At 29.7% G+C, this 24430-nt stretch carries 25 protein-coding genes and 1 pseudogene; 22 read left to right on the forward strand and 4 right to left on the reverse strand.

Translation table 11 applies throughout. The features are described 5' to 3' along the window. The first annotated feature begins 184 nt into the window (after positions 1-184). Positions 185-367: a DUF4177 domain-containing protein gene (locus J2Z43_RS07815; RefSeq protein ID WP_209456664.1), complete on the forward strand. Its 183-nt coding sequence runs from the start codon at positions 185-187 to the stop codon at positions 365-367. A gap of 397 nt (positions 368-764) precedes the next feature. Here the strand turns inward: J2Z43_RS07815 and J2Z43_RS07820 are convergent, their stop codons facing one another. Genes J2Z43_RS07820 through J2Z43_RS07830 form a run of 3 tightly spaced genes read right to left on the reverse strand, consistent with a single transcriptional unit; the run spans position 765 to position 2748 of the window. Further along, positions 765-917 (reverse strand): cyclic lactone autoinducer peptide, encoded by a 153-nt coding sequence (locus tag J2Z43_RS07820; RefSeq protein ID WP_209456665.1) that lies wholly within the window; start codon positions 915-917, stop codon positions 765-767. Then, positions 914-1501, reverse strand: coding sequence for an accessory gene regulator ArgB-like protein (locus tag J2Z43_RS07825; RefSeq protein WP_209456666.1), 588 nt, complete (start codon positions 1499-1501; stop codon positions 914-916). Before J2Z43_RS07825 ends, J2Z43_RS07820 begins: the two co-directional genes overlap by 4 nt. A 23-nt stretch (positions 1502-1524) precedes the next feature. Further along, positions 1525-2748, reverse strand: a complete 1224-nt coding sequence (locus J2Z43_RS07830; protein WP_209456667.1) for a GHKL domain-containing protein — start codon at positions 2746-2748, stop codon at positions 1525-1527. Positions 2749-3226: 478 nt separating this feature from the next. Between J2Z43_RS07830 and J2Z43_RS07835 the strand changes: the two genes are divergently transcribed. The 19 genes and pseudogenes from J2Z43_RS07835 to J2Z43_RS07915 all read left to right on the forward strand — a co-directional run bounded on the left by J2Z43_RS07835 (position 3227) and on the right by J2Z43_RS07915 (position 20946). Beyond that, a complete protein-coding gene (locus J2Z43_RS07835; RefSeq protein ID WP_209456668.1) occupies positions 3227-3628 on the forward strand; it encodes an Rrf2 family transcriptional regulator in 402 nt (133 codons plus the stop codon). Positions 3629-3890: 262 nt separating this feature from the next. Further along, positions 3891-4835, forward strand: coding sequence for a DMT family transporter (locus J2Z43_RS07840; RefSeq protein ID WP_209456669.1), 945 nt, complete (start codon positions 3891-3893; stop codon positions 4833-4835). Between the two features lie 354 nt (positions 4836-5189). Beyond that, on the forward strand, positions 5190-5597 hold the full coding sequence (locus J2Z43_RS14800; protein ID WP_234926164.1) for an oxidoreductase: 408 nt from the start codon (positions 5190-5192) through the stop codon (positions 5595-5597). Positions 5598-5612: 15 nt separating this feature from the next. Beyond that, positions 5613-5855: pseudogene (locus J2Z43_RS14805) on the forward strand (oxidoreductase); the annotation flags it as partial. A 119-nt stretch (positions 5856-5974) separates the two neighbouring features. Further along, on the forward strand, positions 5975-6202 hold the full coding sequence (locus J2Z43_RS14810) for a hypothetical protein (RefSeq protein WP_234926186.1): 228 nt from the start codon (positions 5975-5977) through the stop codon (positions 6200-6202). Positions 6203-6235: 33 nt separating this feature from the next. Then, positions 6236-6754, forward strand: a complete 519-nt coding sequence (locus tag J2Z43_RS07850) for a nitroreductase family protein (RefSeq protein WP_209456670.1) — start codon at positions 6236-6238, stop codon at positions 6752-6754. A gap of 252 nt (positions 6755-7006) precedes the next feature. Continuing rightward, on the forward strand, positions 7007-7426 hold the full coding sequence (locus tag J2Z43_RS07855) for a MarR family winged helix-turn-helix transcriptional regulator (RefSeq protein ID WP_209456671.1): 420 nt from the start codon (positions 7007-7009) through the stop codon (positions 7424-7426). Between the two features lie 92 nt (positions 7427-7518). Next, positions 7519-8040, forward strand: a complete 522-nt coding sequence (locus tag J2Z43_RS07860) for a dihydrofolate reductase family protein (RefSeq protein WP_209456672.1) — start codon at positions 7519-7521, stop codon at positions 8038-8040. A 1312-nt stretch (positions 8041-9352) separates the two neighbouring features. Next, entirely contained in the window at positions 9353-10030 is a 678-nt protein-coding gene (locus J2Z43_RS07865) for a response regulator transcription factor (protein ID WP_209456673.1), read from the forward strand. Continuing rightward, the gene (locus J2Z43_RS07870) at positions 10012-11166 is read left to right on the forward strand and encodes a sensor histidine kinase (RefSeq protein ID WP_209456674.1); all 1155 of its coding nucleotides are present in this window, start codon (positions 10012-10014) and stop codon (positions 11164-11166) included. The genes J2Z43_RS07865 and J2Z43_RS07870 overlap by 19 nt, the downstream gene beginning before the upstream one ends. Positions 11167-11269: 103 nt before the next feature. Beyond that, complete coding sequence (locus tag J2Z43_RS07875; RefSeq protein ID WP_209456675.1) at positions 11270-12685, forward strand: ABC transporter permease; 1416 nt, start codon at positions 11270-11272, stop codon at positions 12683-12685. A 6-nt stretch (positions 12686-12691) separates the two neighbouring features. Further along, positions 12692-13375 (forward strand): ABC transporter ATP-binding protein, encoded by a 684-nt coding sequence (locus tag J2Z43_RS07880; RefSeq protein ID WP_209456676.1) that lies wholly within the window; start codon positions 12692-12694, stop codon positions 13373-13375. A 735-nt stretch (positions 13376-14110) separates the two neighbouring features. Continuing rightward, positions 14111-14638 carry a hypothetical protein gene (locus tag J2Z43_RS07885; protein WP_051599177.1) on the forward strand — a complete coding sequence of 176 codons (528 nt, stop codon included), beginning with the start codon at positions 14111-14113 and terminating at the stop codon, positions 14636-14638. 87 nt (positions 14639-14725) lie between these two features. Then, positions 14726-15967: an efflux RND transporter periplasmic adaptor subunit gene (locus tag J2Z43_RS07890; RefSeq protein ID WP_209456677.1), complete on the forward strand. Its 1242-nt coding sequence runs from the start codon at positions 14726-14728 to the stop codon at positions 15965-15967. Beyond that, on the forward strand, positions 15960-16640 hold the full coding sequence (locus J2Z43_RS07895) for an ABC transporter ATP-binding protein (RefSeq protein WP_209456678.1): 681 nt from the start codon (positions 15960-15962) through the stop codon (positions 16638-16640). Before J2Z43_RS07890 ends, J2Z43_RS07895 begins: the two co-directional genes overlap by 8 nt. Further along, complete coding sequence (locus J2Z43_RS07900; protein ID WP_209456679.1) at positions 16637-17836, forward strand: ABC transporter permease; 1200 nt, start codon at positions 16637-16639, stop codon at positions 17834-17836. The genes J2Z43_RS07895 and J2Z43_RS07900 overlap by 4 nt, the downstream gene beginning before the upstream one ends. Positions 17837-17898: 62 nt before the next feature. Then, positions 17899-19137: a diaminopimelate decarboxylase family protein gene (locus J2Z43_RS07905; protein ID WP_209456680.1), complete on the forward strand. Its 1239-nt coding sequence runs from the start codon at positions 17899-17901 to the stop codon at positions 19135-19137. 206 nt (positions 19138-19343) lie between these two features. Continuing rightward, on the forward strand, positions 19344-20279 hold the full coding sequence (locus J2Z43_RS07910; protein ID WP_209456681.1) for a TDT family transporter: 936 nt from the start codon (positions 19344-19346) through the stop codon (positions 20277-20279). Between the two features lie 184 nt (positions 20280-20463). Beyond that, positions 20464-20946, forward strand: a complete 483-nt coding sequence (locus J2Z43_RS07915; RefSeq protein ID WP_027701311.1) for a C-GCAxxG-C-C family protein — start codon at positions 20464-20466, stop codon at positions 20944-20946. 119 nt (positions 20947-21065) lie between these two features. Here the strand turns inward: J2Z43_RS07915 and ybaK are convergent, their stop codons facing one another. Further along, positions 21066-21536 (reverse strand): Cys-tRNA(Pro) deacylase, encoded by a 471-nt coding sequence (gene ybaK / locus J2Z43_RS07920; RefSeq protein WP_209456682.1) that lies wholly within the window; start codon positions 21534-21536, stop codon positions 21066-21068. Between the two features lie 347 nt (positions 21537-21883). On the opposite strand from ybaK, the gene J2Z43_RS07925 reads away from it, so the two are divergent. Then, a complete protein-coding gene (locus J2Z43_RS07925; RefSeq protein ID WP_209456683.1) occupies positions 21884-23269 on the forward strand; it encodes a tryptophanase in 1386 nt (461 codons plus the stop codon). Positions 23270-23698: 429 nt separating this feature from the next. Continuing rightward, on the forward strand, positions 23699-24259 hold the full coding sequence (locus J2Z43_RS07930) for a nitroreductase family protein (protein WP_209456684.1): 561 nt from the start codon (positions 23699-23701) through the stop codon (positions 24257-24259). Positions 24260-24430 lie beyond the last annotated feature (171 nt).

The raw sequence follows: 24430 nt of genomic DNA on the forward strand, positions 1-24430 counted from the left end.
TTAATAAAATATTTAAATCAGATTTAAAACTTAATAAAGTTATTAATATATTTGCATCTTTGGGAACCATATGCCTTGTACTACTTCTAAACTAGTTCCTAAACTGAAATTTAAAAATTACTAGTAATAATTAGCATGAGGATAACTTTATTTGATATAATATTGATTAAAAAGGAGATGGCAAATGAAAAAATTTGAATATAAATTTATACAGTTATATGCTCAAGATGGTATTAATATAAAATTAGCAAGTAAAAATAAAGCAGAAGCACTAGAAGAATTTTTCAATCCGTTAGGTAGAGAAGGTTGGGAATTAGTTCATATACATTTGATGGAAGGTTTAGCCGTTTTTAAAAGAGAAATTTAACTAGCTTCTAAAAACACATTAAAAGATATAGTGATATATAGTAAGCCCTTAAAATCCATTTATTAGATTTTAAGGGCTTTTAGAATGCCAATAAAGGCAATTGCTGAAAAATAGGGTGTTTCTAGAACAACATATAAGCTATCTGGAAAAAATTATGACAAGAACTAGTTAGTTTAGTAAAAATCGTTCAGACTTAAAATCATTTAGAGTTGAAAAATCTTTGACAGAGAAATTGAGTACTATACAAAACACAAAACATTTGGAAAAAGGAGAATAGAAATTGGCAAATGTGTGGTATACCAGTAAATTTTTAATCAATAAGATTCGCCTGAAAATATAAAGGGCTATCTCAAAAATTATTTTTGAGACAGCCCTTTATATTTTTTTACTCACTTTTTTACTCACTTTTTTTCTTAAATTGATTTAAATTTTTTGGTAGTTTTGGTTGGTGAGATAATACTGCAGAAGTAGAGTTAGCTGATAATTTAAGAGTACTCATTGCCAAAGAACCAACCCCCTCTAATAATGTTGACATTACATCTTTTTTCATAAGTTAGTCACTCCTTTCTTGATTAGACCTAAAATTAACATTATAAAAATCCATACTATAACAGACGATAAGTACATTGCATACTCATATGTTAGTACGAAATTAATACCTATTACTGAAATTATTAATAAAAAACTACACAAATACATTACTATTTTTTTATATTTTTTTATTTCTTCACTGCTTAAAGGATTATGTCTATGCTCTTGTGGAGCAAGAAAGCATATTCCAATAAAACTTATAAAAGCTAGTACTATAACAGCTGTAGTTGACTTCATACTAATTAACTTATTCATCAAATATATATTAGTTATATATATTGTAACGAAAAATAGCAAACATCTTTTATAATTTTCAGCATGGAATCCACCAGAGAACTGTCTAATTGGGCAATAAAATACTAAAAATAAAAGAGTCTCAGTAAATCTATTTAAAGCAAATCCTATTATTAATATAGTAGATAACTGCATGATTAAAGCAACTATTGTTTCAAAAGCATACTGATAAAGCTCATAATCATCAGCATCAATTGTTTCTTTTTTAATTAAATATAAAGTAATTTTATTAGCATATGACTCAACCATTTTTCCATACCTCTCTTATGTCATTAATTTGTTTCAGGCTTAAAATCAGTACAATTTTTAACTAATGGTAGAAGTATTGTCTTAACCAACTCTTTTTCAGATGTTATAACAACCTCACCACTGTACTTTTTAAGTGAAAGTTTAATGGAATTCATTCCTACATCTTCATAGAAATCTATTTCATTTGTATTTGTGTTGTTAACTAATTTAAGATGATCAATAGTATTAACGCATTTAATAACAAAAAAATTATTAACAACTTTTCCCGAAATTTTAATTTTCTTATGTACACTTTTACCTTTTACTTTGTTACAGAATTCTATTGAATGTTCTACCATATTAGAAAATATATTACATATATCAGATGTTTCGATAAAATCGCATATTGAGAAATCAATATTTACAATAAGTTTTATATTGCTATTATCGCAAATTGATTTTTTCTCAGTAAGAATTATATCCAAAATATCATTTTGAGTATCATACAAAGTTTTTATACCTAACTGTGCTTTTTGTAAGCCTACATAATATTTTTGTTGAAATCCAATTTTTACTTTCATTAACTTGTTCACATGTCTTAGCTCATTTGCTTTCACTATCTTAGAAATTATGAAAATTATAGATATATTTGAAATTAGCAAAATTATAGATATAATTAATATCATTATTCTAATATTATAGTTAACTGTCACTGATTCATCAAATAAAAAATATATAATCACACCAACTACTAATAAATTGGTTAAAATAGGAATAGATACAAAAAAATATTCTTTTTTACTTATTTCAAAAGATAATTTAATACCTTTTACTATAGGTATAATTAATAATAATATTGATTTGGTTAAAATAATAAATTCTAATCTGTATGCGTTGTATTCTAATAATAGATTCATATTATCAATTGAATTCAATATAACAACTATACTACTGCCCATTAAATCAATACCTGTTATCATTAACCAGAAAATAACACTAACAACTAGACTCTTACCTATAGAAGTTTCATAATTAAATTTGTATAGTGCAAAGGTCATAAAAATAAGTATTATTATCTTAAAGTCCGACATAAAATTGTTTGATGTCATATAAACAGATATGAAAATGGCACCAGCTACAGACAGATTCACTATCTTTTTACTTTTTATTAGATTACTAATATTATCTAAGATAAATCTAAAGACTGAAAACTCTATAATTGTAGTAATTACCAAAAGAGTTGACCAATAAATACTTGATTCTAACATAGTAGATCATCCACTATTAAATTCTGAATAAAATATGAAAAAAGTCTTTTGGACATACTTAATCCCCCCTGACCTCCGTGATATTATTTTATAAGTAATTTAAATAAGGCTAATTGTAAACCAATGTTAGTTTTAACTACATGATATTATTTGTAAATGCTTTAATATATATTATTCTACAAAGAATCTAAAATTCCTTTACTAATTATCATAATATGTTATATATAGTGAGAAATTATGGACTCTGTATTAATATATAAAAATTGAGGGCTCACTCCCTCGAATAACTTTACTGTCATTAACTATATCTTTCAAGGGGCATAATATTGATTCTGGAAAAATAGTAGCTTATTTAAAAGAAAATTTAATATTTGAAAAGGTGGAATAACACTAAGTACACAAAAAACTATTTGACAAATGACAGAACAAAAGATAATATAGATATATTAAGTCTTTTATTGGAGGTGATTTATACATTATGAAGTATTCAAAAGCTACAAATTATGCCCTTCACACCATACTTTTTCTTGCAATGGATACACCCAATAAACTTGTCGGTGTACAGGAGTTGGCAGAAAAACAAAAAGTTTCTCCGACGTATTTGTCTAAAATATTGACTAAGTTAGTTAAGGAAGGAATGATTAATTCTTCTTCAGGTGTTAACGGAGGTTATTCCCTTAGTCAAAATTGGGAAGATATTTCATTCTTGGACATCATACATGCTATTGAAGGTAAAACATCTTTATTTGATTGCTGTTTAGATTCTTATTCAGAATGTGTTATAAAAAAAGTAATGCTTTCGGCAGAGGAAAAAATGGAGGAGGAGTTAAAGAATCAAAAAATATCAGATATTGTTAAGAGAATACCTGTGGATTTATAATCCACTCTTTTTTTAAATGCATTACAGATATAAAGAGTCTTTTATATCTTTTAATTATAGTTTTAAATAGGCATGGATAAATAGCAAATTTAATTGAGTTAAATATCTTTCATCAATTCTAAATATAAAACTGTATTATAGAAAAAGTCTATTTATCTGTCTATACTTTGAACGGTAGAATTAAAAGACTGACATGATTGTTATTTTAGAAAATAATTTTAATCCTAATCATTAGAATTAAAAAGTAAATGGAGGTAAATTTATGCAAATCATACTTTATTTAATTATGGGTATAATTATCGGAATGTTTTTCCCCATTCAGGCATCTATAAGTGCTCGTTTGAGCTCTCACTCAAAAACACCTTTAACAGCTGCGTTCATCGCATTTTCATTAGGATCGGTGATACTACTAATTATAAATTTAATAGTAGATCCAATAGGAATTAGTGTTGGGATTGACTTTTCATATCCATTGTATGTTTTTATCGGTGGAGCAATAGCTGGTGTTGGCTTTAATGTTGCTAATATCATTCTATTTTCAAAACTTGGGGCTTCAGTTACAACAATAATAACTGTAACTGGCCAAATGATTGTGGGAATTCTAATCGATCACTTTGAGTGGTTTGGTGTACCAGCTAATCCTATTAGTATTACTAGATCAATCGGAGCTATCATTATGATTTTAGCTATTTCATTAGTTCAATCTAAAAAGAAAAAAGATTTAACTATGGAGTTAGAAGAAGAGAAAAAGAGTAGTAAAATTACTTGGGTAATTTTAGGTGTTTTGGCCGGTTTTTTACCACCATTACAAACAGCTATTAATGGAAAACTTCGTGTTGCTACTGGCTCTCTTTTAGGAGCTGCTTTTATTTCTTTTTTCGTTGGTGCAATTATCTTGCTTATTTTGATATTGATTACTCAACGTCGTTTAGAGTTTCCTATGTATGACGCTGAAAAAAAACGTATCCCTGTTTGGGTATATATAGGAGGTATATTTGGAATATTTATTGTAACAGGTAACATTATCTTATTGCCTGTACTTGGATCGGTTGCAACTACAATGATTTTTTTATTGGGGCAAATGATTATGGCATTAGCAATTGATCAATTTGGAATGTTTAATTTACAAAAAAGAAAAATTGATAATAGAAGGATTGCCGCTATAGTATTGACGATTATTGGAATAATATTTGTTAAATTCTTGTAATCTATAAGCCATCTACTCATGTATCATTTAAAAATGATCCTGCAGGAAGAGTTTAATGTGAAATTATTACGAGATCCGCTACACCAAAGTAACAGGGTGTAGCTTCCATATCTTAAGATGGATTCACAGCCTAACTCGTATATAATTCTCATTTTCCACTTGCCGCTTATTATAGAGATTGTATATTTAAAAGGTGTTTGTTTACTGCGACATAATGTATCCATGCAATAACTCTCTACTTTTAGTAAGTAAGTATACTACTAAAATGTGCATACTTTCATTTTGCATTAATTATAATTAAAATAAGAGGGGAATACAAGTGTATGCATATTGCTTAATTGGGAGGTAGTAATAATGAAAATATTAAATTCAATTAAGATAAAAAATGTTGACTTTAAGAACAGAATAGTAATGTCTCCAATGGTTCCTTTTGGTTTGTTTCCATGCATAGATGGAGTTATGGGTGATGAATTGCTACATCACTATTTACAAAGGGCATCTAGTGGAATGGGTCTTATGATTTGCCAATCCCTTTCTGTAACTTCTAAGAAAATGTTAGATGGAGGTGCAGCAGTCTATTCAAATGCGCATATAGTCTTTCTAAAAAAATTAGTAGAAGCATGTCACAGCAATGGAACGAAGTTTTTTGCACAACTTGCTTACCCCAGTATAGGTTATCATAATGGGGATTCAATCGATCAATTAACAGAAGATGATATGGAAGAAATCAAAAATGAGTTTGTTAGGGCAGCAGAACTATGAAAACAGGCCGGTTGTGACGGAATAGAATTACATGGTGCTCATGGCTTTTTCCTTAATATGGTGGTATCCCCTCTATCAAATAAACGGGGAGATCAATACGGTGGTGATATCAATGGAAGACTGCTACTGGTAAAAAAGATTGTCAAAGAAATCAAAGCATTTGCGAATGATGATTTTATTGTTTCCTACCGTATGGGCTGGAATGATGATTTAGAACTTGACGTTCAAACGGCACAGGCATTGGAACTATTGGGATAGAACTGCTGCATATTTCCTCCGGTATACCCACTGATAGGAAGCCGAAAATCCCAAGTGACTTTCTATACAATGAGATTGTGTATACAGGTATTCAGATAAAAAAACATGTACGCGTCCCAGTGACCGTTGTAAATAATATCAGAACATTGAACACGGGAAATGCATTACTTGAAAACAGTTTGTGTGATTTTGTGGCATATGGAAGGCCGTTTTTAGCTGATGCAGCATTCCTAATAAAGTCTTTGAAAAATTACGACTATAAGTCCTGTTTTGAATGCAGAACCTGCCAGTGGTTTATAAGCGGAGAAAAGTGCCCTGCGCAAGTAAAAATGAAAACTGTCCTTTAGGACGATTGAAACGAAATGGATGGAGGTAGAACTATGGATTTTTTAGAATTAGCAAAAGAAAGATATTCTGTTCGAAAGTTTTGTGACAAAAAAGTAGAAAAGGAAAAATTGGATTTGATTTTGGAAGTAGGTAGAGTTGCTCCAACGGCTGTAAATTATCAGCCGCAGCGTATTCTTGTGCTAGATACTGAGGATGCTTTGAGTAAACTAAAAACCTGTACCACATACCACTTCCATGCACCTTTAGTTTTGTTGATTTGCTATGATAATACCGTCAGTTGGAAAAGGTCGTATGACAGTAAAGATATGGGAGAGGTAGACGTAAGCATTGTTGCTACTCACATGATGCTTGAAGTCACCAATTTAGGATTAGGCAGCACCTGGGTAGGACATTTTGATCCTCAGAAGATAAAGGAAGTTTTTGAGTTGCCTGAAAATATTATTCCAGTTGCTATTTTACCAATTGGCCATCCCGACGAAACGAGCGTTCCTCATCCATTACATGATAAACGTTTCGATATAGGAGTAACAGTGTTCTATGATTCGTTTTAAGGAGAAAAATATAAAGCTAGATAAATCGTCCATTACAAGATGGCCACGAGACAGGTGGCTGCTGATTGAAAGAAATATAATTCCTGCTATATTGGAGTAACAGCGCCTTATGTATGTGGACGATTTTGGATGTATAAGAAGCGCCATTAGTACATAACATCAAGTAGTTTCAAAAATGAAACTACTTGATGTTTTTATTTATTATTGATATAATAGTTTAATATTTGAAACTATTATATATGGAGGTGTTCTATGAGAGAAGCATTTGAGCGATTCATGCGGGCAGTAGATATGGATCAATATAACGAGATGAAAAACAGCGACTGGGGTAAAGAAACCAGTTATATCAATATTCTACATTTGTTTGTCATCGGACACAGCGAAAGAACGACGGTTAGTGAACTGGCAGAAAAATTAGGGCTTTCCCGTTCTGCCGTAACCCAAAAGGTAAACGAGTTGGAAGAGTTGGGGCTTATTCAAAAAGTGCAGTCTACACAAGACAAGCGGTTCTTTTACATTTCTTTATCCGATAAGGTAAAGATGAGCAGCCATAGTACAAAAACTCACTCTATATTGGATGAAGTGGAAAAGGCGTTTTCCGAAGATAAAAAAGCTGTTTTCAAGGAAATACTAAATTTCATGGCAACCTATGTAAATGGAGGTGAAGAATAAGCCTTGCAAGATGTAACGCCTCAGCAGATTGCTGAAAACTGAAACAGTTTAACCGAAAAGTACTTGATAGAGTTTATAAAGGAGAAGTTACAGTGAGTGGAAAAATTATTATGAACTTAGCTATCAGCATAGATGGATATATTGCTGATGAAAATGGCGGCTTTGACTGGATTGTGGGACAAGGCGATACCGCTATTGATACAAATGAAAGAAGTGAGTTTGAAGAGTTCCTTTCGGGTATTGATATCGTTGTTATGGGCAAAAACTGCTATGATCAGGGCTTTGCCAAAGATTACCCAACAAAAACGGTTTATGTAGCTACCAGTGAAAAGAAAGAAGATGAGGGTGATATTCGTTTTATCTGTGACGATATTGTTAGTAAATTTAAAAAAGAAAAAAACAGCGGTAAAAATATATTTCTGTTTGGTGGGGGCGGTCTGATAGATCACTTTGTCAAGACCAATGTTATTGACGAATATATTGTGGGAATAATTCCAACGATACTTGGAAAAGGCCGTCCGCTGTTTTTAGGAAACAACCCGACAATACAACTTCATCTTGATAAATACACCGTTAGTGATGGAATTGCTGTATTTCATTATTCAAAAAGATAAAACAAATAGGCGTGTTGATAGTTAATCAACACGCTTAAAGACAATTCTGTGAGCTACCTGCAATTAAAACTATCATTCTTCTAATCCTCCTAAATATTTAATATGTTAATTATAGCAAACTACTCTTTTTAAAAAAAAGATATATAGTAAGCCCTTAAAATCCATTTATTAGATATTAAGGGCTTTAATTTTATCATAAGTACTTAACTGTTTCCCGTTATTTACCAATATTATAACATGCCTGACTCATGGGCTACAATTTCTTAATAAAAAGCATGTATATATTATATAGTAATAGTCTAGTGCCATAATGTTGTTTAATGTTATCTACTTCCTACTTCCTGATGTCTTCTACTAAAAATTTCTTTTTGTCTATTTTAATTTTTTTAGTAAGATGTTATGTCTGTATATATAAAAATAAGCTGAAAATGAAACAGATGCTAATTCATATCTATTGCATCAGTTTCCCTTTTATATAATCTTCAACTATCCCCTAAACTGATATTAAAAGATATATAGTAAGCCCTTAAAATCCATTTATTAGATATTAAGGGCTTTATAATTGTTTTAAATACATAGCTAGTCCCTAAAGTTAAATTTAGAAACTAATTATATTAAACTGATATAATCCTAAGCCTAAATTTGCTAAAGAAAATAAAAAGCATAAAATAATGATACTTAATTTAATATTCTATGATTTTCTAACTTAAATCCAACTTAGGTTATTATAAAAAGTACAGTTGACAGTAAAATAGAGCTATTAAATTTTAACAAATTTAAATACAGAAATAATAAGAAACATGAATTATTTCAGCTAGATCCATTGAGATATATTAAATTCTTTTCGATAGTTTTTAAGTTGCTTACTATATTCATAAAATTCCCTTTCTATAAATCAATCATATGTTCATTGAGATAATAGTTCTATATAATGTATTTGTCATTCAGTTAGTTTTAGTCGATAAAATATTTTGTAACTAGCTTAATTATAAAACAATTATACAAATAAATCCAAATTCAATGAAAATATAATTTACATTATAAAAATATTTCAAATTATCTATGAAAAAATATTTTGACATGGCTAAAATTCAATATTAAAAGATATTATAATAACTTAATGGTAATATCTTATTTTGTGCGACTAGTATTAGCAAATTATAGAATATTAAAGTGCATTAATTCATGATTTAGAGCTATTTTAGTTATTTATAAATTAATTAGTAAGTTTTAATTATTTGATGAATAATTAAGGTTAGGTTATAATTTCGAAAAAGGTTAATATTTAGATAGTATATTAGGAGGAACAAAAATGCGTATATTAGTTATAGAGGATAATATAGAATTAGCTAATTCTATGAAGGTTGGTTTAGAAAGAATGAATTTTAAAGTAGATGTTTCAAATACAGGGCAGGATGGTGAAGAAAATGCAACTGTTAATGAATATGATGTTATTCTTTTAGATTTAAATCTTCCAGACATGGACGGAATAGAAGTATTAAGCTGTTTACGCAAAGCTTCAATACATACCCCAGTAATTATCATTACAGCTAGGGACAAGGTAGTGGAATTGGCTTTAGGGTTAGATACTGGAGCTGATGATTATATAACAAAGCCATTTCAATTATTAGAGATAAGAGCAAGGATTCATGCTGTAATAAGAAGATTTCATGGTCGTACAAATCCAATAATAAACATAGGTAAGCTACAGCTTAATCCGATTACCCGTACTGTTCATATAGATAATAAACAAGTAATAATGTCTATTAAAGAATTTGATATTTTAGAATATATTTGTTATAAACATCCGGCGGTAGTATCTAGTGAGGAAATTGCAGAACATATATATGATGAAGATTTTGATCCATTTTCGTCTGTATTAAGAGTACATATTGCAAGGCTTAAGAAGAAATTAAGCAATGTCTATGGGGATGATGTCTTAGTAAATATAAGAGGAAAGGGATATATTTTATGCGTAGAGAAAATTTAAAAAGTGGATTAGTTATAACTATATACTCTTTAATTTTAACTTTAGTTGTGATTTTTGGGATTTATGGGGTTAAGAGTTCATTTAGTAATTTAGAAGAAAGTAAACATATAAAAGCTACTAAAGTTTATATTGTTGATTTTGCTACAGCAAATAGAGAAATTGTTGAGAGAATGAATGTTCAAAGTCAAAGTAATGGATTAAGAAACATATATGAAAATGTAGATTATCCTTATTGGATAAACTCACCATCAGTACGATTAACGGATTTAGGGGAAGTTGGAAGAGTATATTTAAGAAGTGGATTTGAAAATATAGCAGGTACTATTTTGATGTCTTTTTCTATTTTTATAATATCATCCGTTTTATTGTGGATAATTTTAAATAAGATTCATGATAAGGAAATTGGAAATATCGTTAATAAGCTTAATACACTGGAGGACGATTTTGATCCAGCTTTGGTAAGTAAATCTTTTGGTATTGCCTATGAAAATATAAAGGATAAATTTAATCAAACTTTAGATGAATATAAAAGATTAAATTCCTATTTATCGCATGAACAAAAAAATGCTATAGCGATTTTAAGGACTAATTTAGAAATAGATAATAATCAAGAGTATATTAAATTCATAGATAATATTTCAGATAGTATAGATGATATTTTAACTTTAAGTGATGTAAAAGTTGATAAAGGGATGACAGAAGTAGATATTTCCATAATTTGCGCATCTATTTGCGATGAATATAGTAAGACATATAAGAATATTGAATTTGATTTTGATGATGAAAGTAATACTATAATTTTAGCAAAAGAAAGGTGGATATATCGTGCGATAAGTAATTTAGTTGATAACGCAGTGAAATATGGTGGTGGAGAATCTATTAAAGTATCTGTTAAAAATAAAAATAATAGTGTTATTATTACAGTAAAAGATAATGGAATAGGTATGGATAAAAATTCTATTGGAAAAATATTTGATAATAAATATAGAATTAATGAATTAAATAAGGATGGTTATGGAATAGGATTAAGCTTAGTGTCCCATGTGTGTGATTTATGTGATGGTTTTGTAATTGTAGATAGTGAAATAAATAAAGGATCTTGTTTCTATTTATCCTTCTCTGAATATAAAAAGTAATTTTTATTTTATATTTAATCCTTAGTGCGAGGGTTAACATTGAGTAAACAATTAATTTGTTATACTGTGTTTACAATCAAAGTTGAAAAAGGAGAGTTAAAGGATGTATATTTTAAAAAATGCACTAAAAAATTTAGCGAGGAATAAAGGTCGTAATATTTTACTTGGTGTTATAATGATTGCGATACTTTCATGTGTAGCTATTTCAGTTGTTATAAATACTACTTCGGGTGAAATCATAAAAGATTATAAAAATCGATTTGGTTCAGAAGTATTTATTCAGGCTGATCCAGAAAAAATTATGGAAAAAGCACAAAAAGATGGTACAGAGTCAGTAGAATCCATTAGTCCTAAATATGATTTACTAGAAAAATTGTCTAAATCGGAATATTTAAAAGAGACAATATTTACTGCAAGTTACAGTGGTTATAGTGATAAGCTTAAAGCACTAGACCAAGATGAATATGAAAAAAATAATAAAAATTCTAGTAATATTGGACGAGCTGTTACTGGGGGAAAAGAAAGATCTGTAAATGCAAAAGAGCCTAATCTAACTATTAATGGAGGACTTAATTCTGCAGGATTAGAAGAGTTTAAAAAGGGTGATAGGAAAATTACTGATGGTAAAATGCCAGAGAAAGATGGCGAAGCTATAGTTAGTGAAGAGTTTGCTAAATTAAACAATCTAAAAGTAGGAGATACTTTTAAAGTTCAAAACCCAGATGATCCTGATAAATATGATCCATTAGAACTAACTATCTCTGGAATTTATTATGATGGAACTAAATCTCAAGATTATGGCTTTAAGCATCCTATGATGAATAGAAAAAATGAAATTATTACAACTTTCGATACTTTAAAACCATACAAAGTAAAAACAAATAATGATTTAATTTCAGTAGATGCGAAATTCTTCTTAAAAGATCCAGACTTACTAAGTGAGTTTAATGAAGAAGCACATAAATTGGGATTAAATAAGTTATATGATGTATCAACAGATTCTCAAAGTTATGATGAAATTGTTAAGCCTGTTGAAGGATTACAAAAGATAGCCAACATGTTTATGATATTAGTACTATGCTTTGGCGGTAGTATTTTAATTTTAATATCTATCTTAGGAATTCGTGAAAGAAAATATGAAATTGGTGTTCTTAGAGCAATGGGAATGAAAAAAGGTAAGGTTGCACTTGGTTTAATCTTCGAAACATTATCTACAATAGCTATTTCATTAGTTGTAGGATTGTCTATTGCTAGTTTATCTGCCCAATCAATTTCAAATGTTCTCTTAAAAACTCAAATAGAGGCTCAAAATCAAAGTGCATCTGGAGGAATGGTGATGTTTGGCGGAGGATCAGCTCCAAACGTAGATCCAATAACTAATTTAAATGTACATCTTAGCAGTGAAGCAATTGTGGGAATAATATTAATAGCACTATTACTTGGAGCAATATCTATTGGTATTGGAATTGTATATATAATGAGGTTTGAACCAAGAAAAATATTATCAGAAAGGAATTAGGTAGATATGAGTTTATTGAGTTTAATAGATGTATGTTATAGATATGAAGGTGGGAAGAAAGATGTTTTTGAGGATATAAATATAAACTTTGAAAAAGGAAAAGTTTATGGGATAGTAGGAAAATCAGGAGCAGGAAAAAGTACATTACTTTCTCTAATATCAGGCCTTGATACATGTGCTAAGGGAGAAGTTTTATACAAAGATAAAAGCTTAAAGTCAATAGATAGGGATTTATATAGAGCAAATGATATTGGAGTTATATTTCAAGGATATAATTTACTTTTAAATGCTACAGCTAAAGAAAATATACTATTATCGATGAATATAAGTGATGTAAAGAAAAAAGATGAAAATAATTATATTTATAATTTACTAAAAGACGTTGGAATTGATGTTGATACAGCTAATAGAAAAATCTTAAATTTATCTGGTGGTGAACAGCAACGTATAGGAATTGCCAGGGTACTTGCCCATGATCCAGATATAATAATTGCCGATGAACCAACAGGAAATTTAGATAATGAAACTGAAGAAAAAATAATGGATATTTTAGTGTCATTAGCCCATAATCATAATAAATGTGTTATTATCGTAACTCATTCAAAAAAAGTATGTATGTATTTGGATGAAATATGGGGATTAAAATCTGGAAAACTATTATTTATAAAGGAAAATAATGAAATTGATTAGGTTCTGTCTAATCAATTTAAGACTTTGACGTGACGTCTAATAAAAATATATTATATGTAAAATCTGGAGTATACAGAAATGTATTGTCCAGATTTTATTTATCTAGAAATACACCATAAATCATACTACTTGTTGTTTTATTAATGATTTTTTAACAAGATGCCTTGTACTACTTCTAACCATTCTTATTATAAGCAACTAATCCTTAAAAATATATTAAAAGATATATAGTAAGCCCTTAAAATCCATTTATTAGATATTAAGGGCTTTAATTTTATCGTAAGTACTTAACTGTTTCCCGTTATTTACCAATATTATAACATGCCAATGGGGCTACAATTTCTTAATAAAAAGCATGTATATATTATATAGTAATATCCTAGTGTCATAATGTTGTTTATGGCACTAGATTATTAACTAAAGTAAAAACAATATATACAGATACAGAAGTGTCATTATTTGGTGTCATTATTATAGAATAAAAAGAGGTGATCCAAAGAAGGAAATAATTTAGAAGTACATAAACCTACCTTTGTAAAACTTAATATATATTGTCAAGCTTAATTTACATTTATGAATCTAATAAATTTTATAAAAATAGTATATATAATAAATGATCATTACAAAAATTGAGTTTAATCGACTGAATAATTGAAATCTAAATTCTGGTGTGTTAATATTTTAATCAATAGGTGTTAAAATTTACCTATTAATTTAAATAAAGGGTGGATTAGAATGGATAATTTAGAAAATTTAAATGAAGTTAGTGAAGAAATTAAATTACATCTTAAAAAAGCAAAAACTTGGAATAAAGTTTTACTTGTTTTGAAATCAATAGGAGTTGTCTTTGGAGTTATTGGAATTCCGGGTTTATTGAACCCAAATAAAGCTACATATGATCAAATGGGTGATGCTGGTATAGAATTATATAAACAAATTACAAGTATAGGATATAAAGCTACCATTATAGCTACATTATTAATCAGTATAGCCTTGTTGGTTATGTATTTCAGGGCAAATAAAAATCTAAAAAATGAAGAAACAACTCCAAAATATCCTTATTATATTGCAATTATTTATACTGTTTTCAATATAATCTATGGGTTATTTACTGGGAGTAATTCATCAAGTATACCTAATGTGGAGGGAATGGAGAATGCAATATTGTTTATGCAAATATTCAGTATAGTTACACCTATTATACTTACTATACCAGCTGTACTTGTTTTAGTACATTTATTCAAAGCTGACGTTGAAGAATAATTAATGCTTATTATAAGTGTTAATTTATTGCGATATAGTTATTAAGTAAAAACACAGAAAAATAATCTTTAGGAAAGTGAATAAATAATGAAACTTAAAAATATGAAACGAATGACGAAGAAAAAAAAGATTTATTTAAGTATAGTAGCTGGTGTAGTTGCTTTACTAGCGATAATTATTTCAGCTGTTTATGTTAACTTGAAAAAAGGTAATAATGATAACGCTTACACATCGTATAAAATTGAAAAACCCGAACCGCTATTATTTAAAGGTTTTGTCACTGCTGAGAAAGTATACAGTGTATTTTATGATCAATCTTTAGGTAAAGTAACAGATATTCTTGTAAAAGATGGTCAGGAAATTAAATCGGGAGATGCAATTTTAAGTTATAAGAATGAAGAAATCCAATCTGAAGCTGATGCTCAAGAGAACTCTTTGAAGAAATTATCAATATCTGTAGATAGCGCTAAAAATAATTTAAATAACGCTAGATCAAAGGTTAAAGATTATAAAAATAAGTTATCACAGTCAAAAAATGAGTTAGGTAATATCGATGCTAGTACATCAGAAGGTCAACAGAAGAAACAAGAGCTAAAAGCTGCGATTAATCAGTATGAAGAACAGTTGGATGCTCAGAATTCAGTAGTTACTCAGTCTGAAAGTGCACTTAGTTCAGCTAAATTAGATTATAAAGATGCAAGTAAATCTGTTGATTCAATACGAAAGAAAGCAAATAAAAATGTTACAGCTGAGATTAGTGGAATAGTTTCTGTTAATGAGAAAGGAAAGACTGATCCAACTGTTCCAGTTATAAAAATTATAAGTAAAAATGTGGTCGTTGAAGGGATCATATCTGAATACGATTATGATAGTATAAAACTTCGCCAAAGGGTTAAAGTTCGCCCAGTAAGTCAAAAAGAAGAAATCGGAGGACAAATTAAACAAATTAATCAGTTGCCGGATACAGAAATTAATGTAGGTGATAATCAAGCTAATTCTACAGGAAGTCTAAGTAATTATAAATTTCTTGTGGAACTAGATAGTCCAGTACAGTATGGATACAGTGTTCAGATTAAACTTCCAATAGATGAGCTGCGTATACCTAAAAAAGCTTTGATAAAAGAAGGTAATAAAGAATACGTTTATTTATATATATCAGGTAAAGTGATCAAAAAGCCTATAAAGACGGAGACAAAAAATGAAGTGATAGTTGTCTTAGAGGGAATAAAAGAAGGAGATGTTATAATTTCAAATCCTGATAAAGAATTAAAAGATGGAGATAAGATTGAGTTGAAGTCTGATAATTCGGCGGTGAAGTCCAATGATTGATTTAGTGAATATTAATAAATACTATCATACTGGAAAAGAGGAACTACATGTATTAAAAGACGTCAATCTTCATATCGATTCTGGCGAGATGGTTGCTATTATAGGGCCATCTGGTTCTGGCAAGTCAACTCTAATAAATCTACTTGGATTTATCGATAAGAAATTTAAGGGGACATATCTTTTTGAAGATGAATCCCTAGTTTCAAGTGATGATGATAGATTATCGAAGATTAGAAATAATACAGTTGGTTTTGTATTTCAAAACTTTAGTTTGATAGAGAATAATACAGTGTATGAAAATTTAGAGCTACCACTTCTTTATAATGGATATGGACTTCATCAGACTCAGGATAAAGTTTATAGCATATTAGAGAAGGTCGGATTATATGGAAAGGAAAAAAACTATCCAAAACAGCTTTCTGGTGGTCAACAACAACGTGTGGCAATAGCGAGAGCACTTATAAACTCACCTAAATTTATAATAGCAGATGAACCGACTGGAGCACTTGATACTGTTACATCCGAAGAAATTATGAAATTATTTGTAGAGCTAAATAAAGAAGGCGTTACTGTAATATTAGTAACTCACAACCCTGAGCTAATTTCATATTGTTCTAGAGTTATAACTATTCGTGATGGTGAAATAATTGAGGACAGGGAGCTGATTAGATGAGATTATATGTAATCTGGCGATCCTCCCTAAAATCTATTAAAAACAACAAGAAGAGAAGTTTCTTAACTACTTTTGGAATAATTATTGGAATTGCTTCTGTGATTGCTATTATGGCAATAGGTAGAGGATTTGAAAAAGATACAATAAAAAATTTTACTAATAACGAAACCGATGAAGTAGAAGTAAATATACAGTTTATACCAGACAGTGAGTCTCTATACCAGAGCAATGCTGTATTTTTTCAAGATATGGATTTAAATATTATAAAAAGTCTAGATGGTGTCAAAAAAGTGTCATATCCTGATAATGATAATAATTCGGTTTATAAAGATATACTTGTGAAAGAAAAAATAGAAAAAAAGCAAATAGATTTAGTTGACGAAACAAATAGAGATATTATTATAGGTAGAAATCTTATGAAAGTGGATAATGAAACACATAATAAGGTAGCTATTCTAGATAGTGTGACAGCTAAAGATATGTATGAATCACCTGAGAATTCGTTAGAGAAGGGTGTGGAAGTGGATGGACAGTTGTTCACTATTGTAGGCGTTTATAAAGGTCAAGAGGCTGATAGTATGTTTTCAATGCCTGAGTCAAATATATTGATACCTAAGAATGTATATTTTGATTATTTTGAAAAAGAAAATACAACATCTATGATAGTTTTAACTCTAGAAAATGGTTATGCTCCAAATGAAGTTACAGAAGATGCTGTAAACCTACTTAAAGAGTCTGGGAGCATGAGAAATATGGGTGATTATCAACCATTTGATATGTCGCTGCTTACGGATAGTGTAGGTAAAATACTTAGAACAATTACATACTTTATATCAGCAGTAGCTGGGATATCTCTTTTTATTGCTGGTGTTGGGGTTATGAATATGATGTATATATCGGTTGCAGAGAGAACAAAGGAAATTGGTGTAAGGAGGGCTCTTGGTGCAACAGAGAAAACTATAAGGATGCAATTTCTTTTAGAAGGTCTTACTTTGACTTTGATAGGTGGGGTAATAGGATATATACTTGGAATCTGTTTTGCATATATAGTTGGCGCAATATTAGATATATCAGTTAGTGTTGATTTATTTACAATATCATTAGCCATAGGTGTATCTGCATTTATAGGATTAGTATTTAGTGTAGTACCAGCTTCTGTTGCAGCTAAAAAGGATCTTATAGATATATTGAGATAGCTTTTACTTTATAGGTATAGCAGTGGTAAAATTACTGTAACTTTGAATAAAGGGGTGACGTAATGTTTAACAAGCAGGTTATTTTAAATAAGGCGAAAGAGTACAATAGCTTCTATCTTTATGATGAAAATATTATATTGGAGTATACACAACGTCTTAAAAATAATTTTCCACAGGTAGAGTTTTTGTATTCAATAAAAAGTAATTCACATAAACATGTTGTTAAAACAGTATTTTCACAGGGGTTTGGTGCAGATGCAGCTAGTCTTGGGGAGGTACAAATAAGCAGTGAACATGGTCTATCAAAGGATGAAATATACTACTCTGCTCCTGGAAAAACTGATTTCGATATAGTAAATTCTATGGAAAAATCAGTTATTATAGCTGATAGTTTAACAGAAATAGAGAGAATAGACAAGATTGCTGATGAAAATAATACTGTTGTAGATATAGGTATCAGAATCAATCCTAATTTTACATTTTATTCTGATAGCGGTACGCCTTCAAAATTTGGAATAGATGAAGAAGATATTTATAATAACCTTGAGTGGTTAAAAGGTCTTAATGCAGTAAAGATTGTTGGAGTACACGTTCACTCACGTAGTCAGGAACTAAATGTTGAAGTAATGAAAGAATACTATAGAAAGGTGTTTGATTTATCATATAGAGTTCAAGAGAAATTAGGTATTCAACTTAAGTTCATTAATTTAGGCTCAGGGCTAGGGATACCTTATTCTAAACAGGATGAAGAACTGGATACTAGAGAGCTGGGAATAGAAACTTCAGAGCTGTTGTATGAGTTTAAAGAGAAGCTATCAGGAGCAAAAATTTATATTGAAACAGGTCGTTATGCTGTTTGTAAAAGTGGTGTTTATGCAACTAAGGTATTAGATATAAAGACTTCTTATGAAAAGAAATTTGTGATTCTTGATAATACACTGAATGGCTTTATAAGACCTTCTCTTGCAAATTTGATAACGAGTTACTCAAGAGATGAAAATCCATGTGGAAATGAGCCATTGTTTACACAGAAAAATGCCTTTGAGTTTATTCTATTGAATAATAAAGTAGAAACTAAACCGGTTGACGAGGTAGAATGTGAAACTGTAACACTAGTTGGAAACCTTTGTACATCTACTGATGTTATTGCGGATAATATAGATTTACCAAAAGTAAATGTAGGAGATATTATTGTGGTTACAAATGCTGGGAGTTATGCGGCTGTATTATCACCTATGCAATTTGCTACTATGAATCCACCGAAACAACTATTTTTAACTAAAAACGGGGATATTATATAAAACGGAAATTGAAAGAAACTTGATATAATAAATATATAAATAGAAATATTTTCGACAAAAACAAATGTATAGATTTTAACGATAATGTATTATAGTATATAGCAATTTACTATAATACATTCTTTTTTTGCTTATTTCGACTTTATATTAACCCAATTTGTTATAATTTAAACGTGAACTAAATTTAAAAAATGAGGAGGTATGAATTGAACTTATTAAAGAAATATCCCATTCCTATGGCGGGTTTAATACTATCAATTTTTGCTTTAGGAAACCTGCTTCAATCCTATGGAGATTCAATTAGAAATGTTATTGGAATTATAGGATTTATTTTATATGCGATTTATGTTTTGAAGCTGATAGTGCTTCAAAAGGGAGTTAAGGAGCAATTAGAAAACCCTTTGATTGGAAGCGTATTTCTTACAATTACTATGGCGACAATGTTATTTGCGACATATATAAAGCCAATTTCACCGACAATAGGACTTGCAGTTTGGTGGATTGGAGTCGTAGGGCATCTAGTGCTTATGATTTTATTTAGTAAGAAATTCTTAACTGACTTCTCAATAAAGAAAGTATTCCCATCTTGGTTTATTGTTTATGTTGGTATTGTTGTTGCAAGTGTAACAGCACCAATGTTTGAACAAATTGCAGTTGGAAAAATTGCATTTTGGTTCGGTTTTATAACTTATTTAATACTTATTCCAATTATTTTAAAGAGAGTTTGGGTTGTAAAAGAAATGCCAGAACCTACGCTACCTACGATAATTATATTAGCGGCACCAGGATCGTTGTTATTGGCTGGATATATCAACAGTTTTGATAATAAAAGCATGGCGATTGTATACCTACTTTTTGCTTTCTCAATTGTATTTTATCTTATAGCTTTATCTTATTTGCCAAGGTTATTAAAATTGAAATTCTATCCGAGTTTTTCAAGTTTTACGTTCCCTATGGTTATTAGTGCCATTGCAACAAAACAACTTAATGGATTTTTAATTAAAGCAGGTAATGAAATAAGTTGGCTTGTATACATTGTTAAAGCACAGGAAATTATAGCGATTTGTTTAGTATTGTATGTATTTGTTTTATATATGATGAGTTTGATGAAAACTGAAAAAGCAGTGGAAAGCAAGGCATAAATAGCTCGTATACAAAATACAGGATACAAAATACTAAGAATATTTATAAAAACGAAATTAAAATGTAAAGAATATAGATAAAATGAAATAAAGATATAAAGAAATTTATATAGAAAAATAAATATAAAATGATATGAAAATATAAAGAAAATACAAAAATAATAGATTATGAGGGGGAAATAAAATGGAAGCAAATGCAGTATGTTCAAAAGATAAATACCTGGAGGAAGTGAAAAACACTGCCGAGGGATACTTTAAAAGAGGGGAGTTCTTCTGTTCTGAAGCTGTTTTACAAACATTAAACGATGCACTAGGACAACCTTTTAGCCCAGAAATAACTAGAATGGCATCAAGTTTTCCAATAGGTTTAGGAAAAGCTCAATGTCTTTGTGGAGCAGTATCTGGTGGAGAAATGGCCCTTGGTATTGTTTACGGAAGAGTACATGGCGAAGCTATGGACCCTAAGATGTTTGAACTTTCAAAGGATCTTCACGACTTTATAAAAAAAGAGTACGGATCAACATGTTGTAGAGTAATAACTAAAAAATGGAATGGAGATAACTTTATGTCTCCTGAGAGAAAAGAGCACTGTATAAAAATTACAGGTGAAGTTGCTGAGTGGGTTGCAGATAAACTTATCGATGATGGTAAAATGGAAATAAAATAAAGACTTTTGAATTGAAACTGCCTTAAATTTTGTTTTATACACAAAATTTAAGGCAGTTTTGTTTTGAATAAGATTAAATATAAATATTAATTATACGGGTTCATACACCAATAAATTATTTAATCAGTAATATCTTCTAATTTAAAATTAACAACTTTCTTAAGATCATCCAAGCTAAGTTCTACCTGATATCCTATCTTGCCACCGCTCACAATAACTGTATCTAGTTCTTCAGCACTCTTATCTATTACAGTGATTAATGATTTCTTCATTCCAATAGGAGAACAACCTCCATGAATGTATCCAGTTAAAGCGAGTAAATCTTTTGATTTAATCATGACGATAGATTTTTCGCCCACACTTTGAGCTGCTTTTTTTAGATTGAGATCTTTTTCAACAGGAACTACAAAAACGTAGTTCTGCTTAGATTTGCCTTGCGTAACCAAGGTTTTAAAAACGTGTTTAGGATCTTGTCCTAATACAGTGGCTACTTCTATTCCGCTTATGGCATCAGTATCTGCATATGTGTGGTATTTGTAAGCTATTTTTTTGCCGTCTAATAATCTCATAACATTTGTCTTTTGATTCATAATAAATGCCTCCTATATCAAAATTAATTTGATTATATTTCCATTATACACAATATAGACTTAATTTATAAAATAAATTCTTTATACAATTGTGAGAATATCGATTGGATATTTACTTATTTACATTTATATAGTGATAACAACGAGGAAAAAGTAGAAATTCAAGCAGGGGAATATTTGATAGTCGAAGTTGACGCTCTTTATGATTAATTTAATTAATAAACATTTATAATAAATTATATTCATAAAATTGGAAAAGTTATCTTGAGTAGTTTATCATATTAAGGAATTTTAAGACTATTCCCTTAATATAATATAAAGAATTCAGATAATAGGAGGATTTTAAAATGAGTGTAAAGTATGTGCCAGAACCATTCAGAATTAAAATGATTGAGACAATCAAGATGTTGTCGAAAGAAGAAAGAGAAGAAAGAATAAGAGAAGCAAAATATAATTTATTCAATTTAAAAGGTGAAGACGTTTATATAGATTTACTGACAGATAGTGGAACAAACGCAATGAGTCAAGAACAATGGGCTGGAGTTATGAGGGGTGACGAGGCTTATGCTGGAGCAAAGAGTTATTACAATCTTATAGAGGCAGGTCAAGATATATTTGGATATAAATTTATACAGCCAGTTCACCAAGGTAGAGCTGCTGAGAAAGTTCTATTTGGACTTCTAATGGGTGAAGGAAAATATTCTATATCAAATATGCACTTCGATACAACAAGAGCGCATGTTGAATTAACTGGAGCAAGAGCTATAGACTGTGTAGTTAAAGAAGCTGGAGATCCAACTTTAAGAGTACCATTCAAAGGAAATATGGATACTGAGAAATTAGAAAGATTAATAGCAAAATATGGAGCTGAAAATGTAGGTATTGTAATAATGACAATAACTAATAACTCTGCTGGAGGTCAGCCTGTTTCAGTAGAAAATGTAAGAAAAACATCTGAAATATGTAAGAAGAACAATATACCATTGTGTATAGATGCTGCTAGATATGCAGAAAATGCTTATTTTATAAAAAAACGTGAAGAAGGATACCAAGATAAACCTATAAAAGATATAATAGGAGAAATATTTAGCTATGCTGATATGTTTACTATGAGTGCTAAAAAAGATACTATTGTAAACATGGGTGGATTATTAGGAATAAAAGAAGACGAGGAATTATTTCAAGCAGCTAAAGCTCGCACTATTTCATTTGAAGGATTCGTTACATATGGAGGTTTATCAGGACGTGATTTGGAATCCCTTGCGATAGGTTTGTATGAAGGTCTGGATGAAAATTATTTAAGATACAGAATAGGTCAAATGGAATACTTAGCAGCTAAACTTGATGATGCAGGAATAGCTTATCAATCACCAGTAGGTGGACATGGGGTATTCGTAGATGCAAAGGCATTATTGCCTCATATACCTTATAATGAGTACCCAGGTCAAGCACTTGCAGTAGAATTATACAAAGAAGCAGGAATACGTACTTGTGAAATAGGTTCTTACATGCTTGGTAACGACCCAGATACAGGTGAACAACTTAAATCTGAATTTGAATTCACGAGACTTGCTATACCGAGAAGAGTTTATACTCAAGCCCACATAGATGTGATGGCAGATGCTCTTATAGCAATAAAAGAAAGAGCTCACACAGTAAAAGGATACAAAATAACTTGGGAGCCACCAATTCTTAGACATTTCCAAGCATCTCTTACACCGATAGAAGAATAAATTTTTCGCTTATGAAAATATGATAAACTCTCATAGACTATTAAATAAATATTTAAAAGGGATCTTCACAAATAGTTAATTTATAGAATATAGCTATTTGGGAAAATAATATTTATCAACAATAGCATTTGTGTTAAAAAAATAATATGTATTTTTTTATATAAAAAGATAGATTATTGAAATGAACCCCCAAAAGTTAGACCTAAAAATCTAATTTTTAGAGGTTCATTTTTGCGTCTAAATCTATTCTTATGTGTAAATTTACATATACTATACATACTAAGCATGTCTTCAATGCATCACCCATTTTTTACTATCATTTTACAATCTAATGTTTCTAATATATAATTGTACATAGAGAAATATGTACATATAAGTAGGTAAATGTAAGTAGGTAAGCTAACAAATAAAAGTAAAGAGGTGTGTATAATGGATATTTTAGAGTGTATCAATAACAAAAGAAGTGGTCGTTCTTATACAGATCAGGAAATAACGGACGAAACATTTAACGAACTATTGAATCTTGGAGTAAAAGCATCTACTGGATCGAATGAACAGCCCTGGGGTTTTGTAATAATTAAGGACAAAGAAGAAATTGATAAACTAAATGATATAACAAAGAAATATGTAGCTGATAATTTAGAGAAGTTGCCTTACTTTAAACAGTACGAGTCTTGGTTGCACAATCCTAAGATGAGTTTACTCAATAGGAGCCCCTATTTATTGCTTATATTTGGAAACACAGATTCTCACTGGCATGTGTATGATTGTACCCTAGCAGCTGGAAATATAATGCTTGCGGCGCATTCTATGGGAATTGGTACGTGTTGGGTTGGGTTCGCTGAACATGTTTGCAATACTAAAGAATTTAAAGAAAAATATAATGTGCCTGAAAACTATGAATTAGTTACGACTCTTTCAATGGGATATATGAGAAAAGAATTGGATCCACCGGTTAGAAAAGAACCAAAAGTATTTTATTGTAAATAATGATTTAGATGATAGAAGATAGTAGTATTATTAGTGTATATGCAATATAATCAATAAAAATTAGATTTTTTAAGTATTTATATATAAGTACCTAAAGTTTTTCAGTAATTATAAACTTTAGGTACTTTTATTGTTTAATTTAAATTATAAATATATGGGTATATAGTATTT

The sequence above is a fragment of the Metaclostridioides mangenotii genome, assembly GCF_017873185.1.
GTDB lineage: Bacteria > Bacillota > Clostridia > Peptostreptococcales > Peptostreptococcaceae > Metaclostridioides > Metaclostridioides mangenotii.

Bases quoted from the DNA above. Each gene is read 5' to 3' on its own strand.
- J2Z43_RS07850 (WP_209456670.1), top strand. From the start codon at position 6,236: ATGGATTTTTTAGAATTAGCAAAAGAAAGATATTCTGTTCGAAAGTTT.
- J2Z43_RS07820 (WP_209456665.1), bottom strand. From the start codon at position 917: ATGAAAAAAGATGTAATGTCAACATTATTAGAGGGGGTTGGTTCTTTG.
- J2Z43_RS07930 (WP_209456684.1), top strand. From the start codon at position 23,699: ATGGATATTTTAGAGTGTATCAATAACAAAAGAAGTGGTCGTTCTTAT.
- J2Z43_RS07900 (WP_209456679.1), top strand. From the start codon at position 16,637: ATGAGATTATATGTAATCTGGCGATCCTCCCTAAAATCTATTAAAAAC.
- J2Z43_RS07875 (WP_209456675.1), top strand. From the start codon at position 11,270: ATGTATATTTTAAAAAATGCACTAAAAAATTTAGCGAGGAATAAAGGT.
- J2Z43_RS07835 (WP_209456668.1), top strand. From the start codon at position 3,227: ATGAAGTATTCAAAAGCTACAAATTATGCCCTTCACACCATACTTTTT.
- J2Z43_RS07830 (WP_209456667.1), bottom strand. From the start codon at position 2,748: ATGTTAGAATCAAGTATTTATTGGTCAACTCTTTTGGTAATTACTACA.
- J2Z43_RS07925 (WP_209456683.1), top strand. From the start codon at position 21,884: ATGAGTGTAAAGTATGTGCCAGAACCATTCAGAATTAAAATGATTGAG.
- J2Z43_RS14800 (WP_234926164.1), top strand. From the start codon at position 5,190: ATGAAAATATTAAATTCAATTAAGATAAAAAATGTTGACTTTAAGAAC.
- J2Z43_RS07885 (WP_051599177.1), top strand. From the start codon at position 14,111: ATGGATAATTTAGAAAATTTAAATGAAGTTAGTGAAGAAATTAAATTA.
- J2Z43_RS07865 (WP_209456673.1), top strand. From the start codon at position 9,353: ATGCGTATATTAGTTATAGAGGATAATATAGAATTAGCTAATTCTATG.
- ybaK (WP_209456682.1), bottom strand. From the start codon at position 21,536: ATGAATCAAAAGACAAATGTTATGAGATTATTAGACGGCAAAAAAATA.
- J2Z43_RS07840 (WP_209456669.1), top strand. From the start codon at position 3,891: ATGCAAATCATACTTTATTTAATTATGGGTATAATTATCGGAATGTTT.
- J2Z43_RS07855 (WP_209456671.1), top strand. From the start codon at position 7,007: ATGAGAGAAGCATTTGAGCGATTCATGCGGGCAGTAGATATGGATCAA.
- J2Z43_RS07815 (WP_209456664.1), top strand. From the start codon at position 185: ATGAAAAAATTTGAATATAAATTTATACAGTTATATGCTCAAGATGGT.
- J2Z43_RS07905 (WP_209456680.1), top strand. From the start codon at position 17,899: ATGTTTAACAAGCAGGTTATTTTAAATAAGGCGAAAGAGTACAATAGC.
- J2Z43_RS07870 (WP_209456674.1), top strand. From the start codon at position 10,012: ATGCGTAGAGAAAATTTAAAAAGTGGATTAGTTATAACTATATACTCT.
- J2Z43_RS07880 (WP_209456676.1), top strand. From the start codon at position 12,692: ATGAGTTTATTGAGTTTAATAGATGTATGTTATAGATATGAAGGTGGG.
- J2Z43_RS07915 (WP_027701311.1), top strand. From the start codon at position 20,464: ATGGAAGCAAATGCAGTATGTTCAAAAGATAAATACCTGGAGGAAGTG.
- J2Z43_RS07895 (WP_209456678.1), top strand. From the start codon at position 15,960: ATGATTGATTTAGTGAATATTAATAAATACTATCATACTGGAAAAGAG.
- J2Z43_RS07890 (WP_209456677.1), top strand. From the start codon at position 14,726: ATGAAACTTAAAAATATGAAACGAATGACGAAGAAAAAAAAGATTTAT.
- J2Z43_RS07825 (WP_209456666.1), bottom strand. From the start codon at position 1,501: ATGGTTGAGTCATATGCTAATAAAATTACTTTATATTTAATTAAAAAA.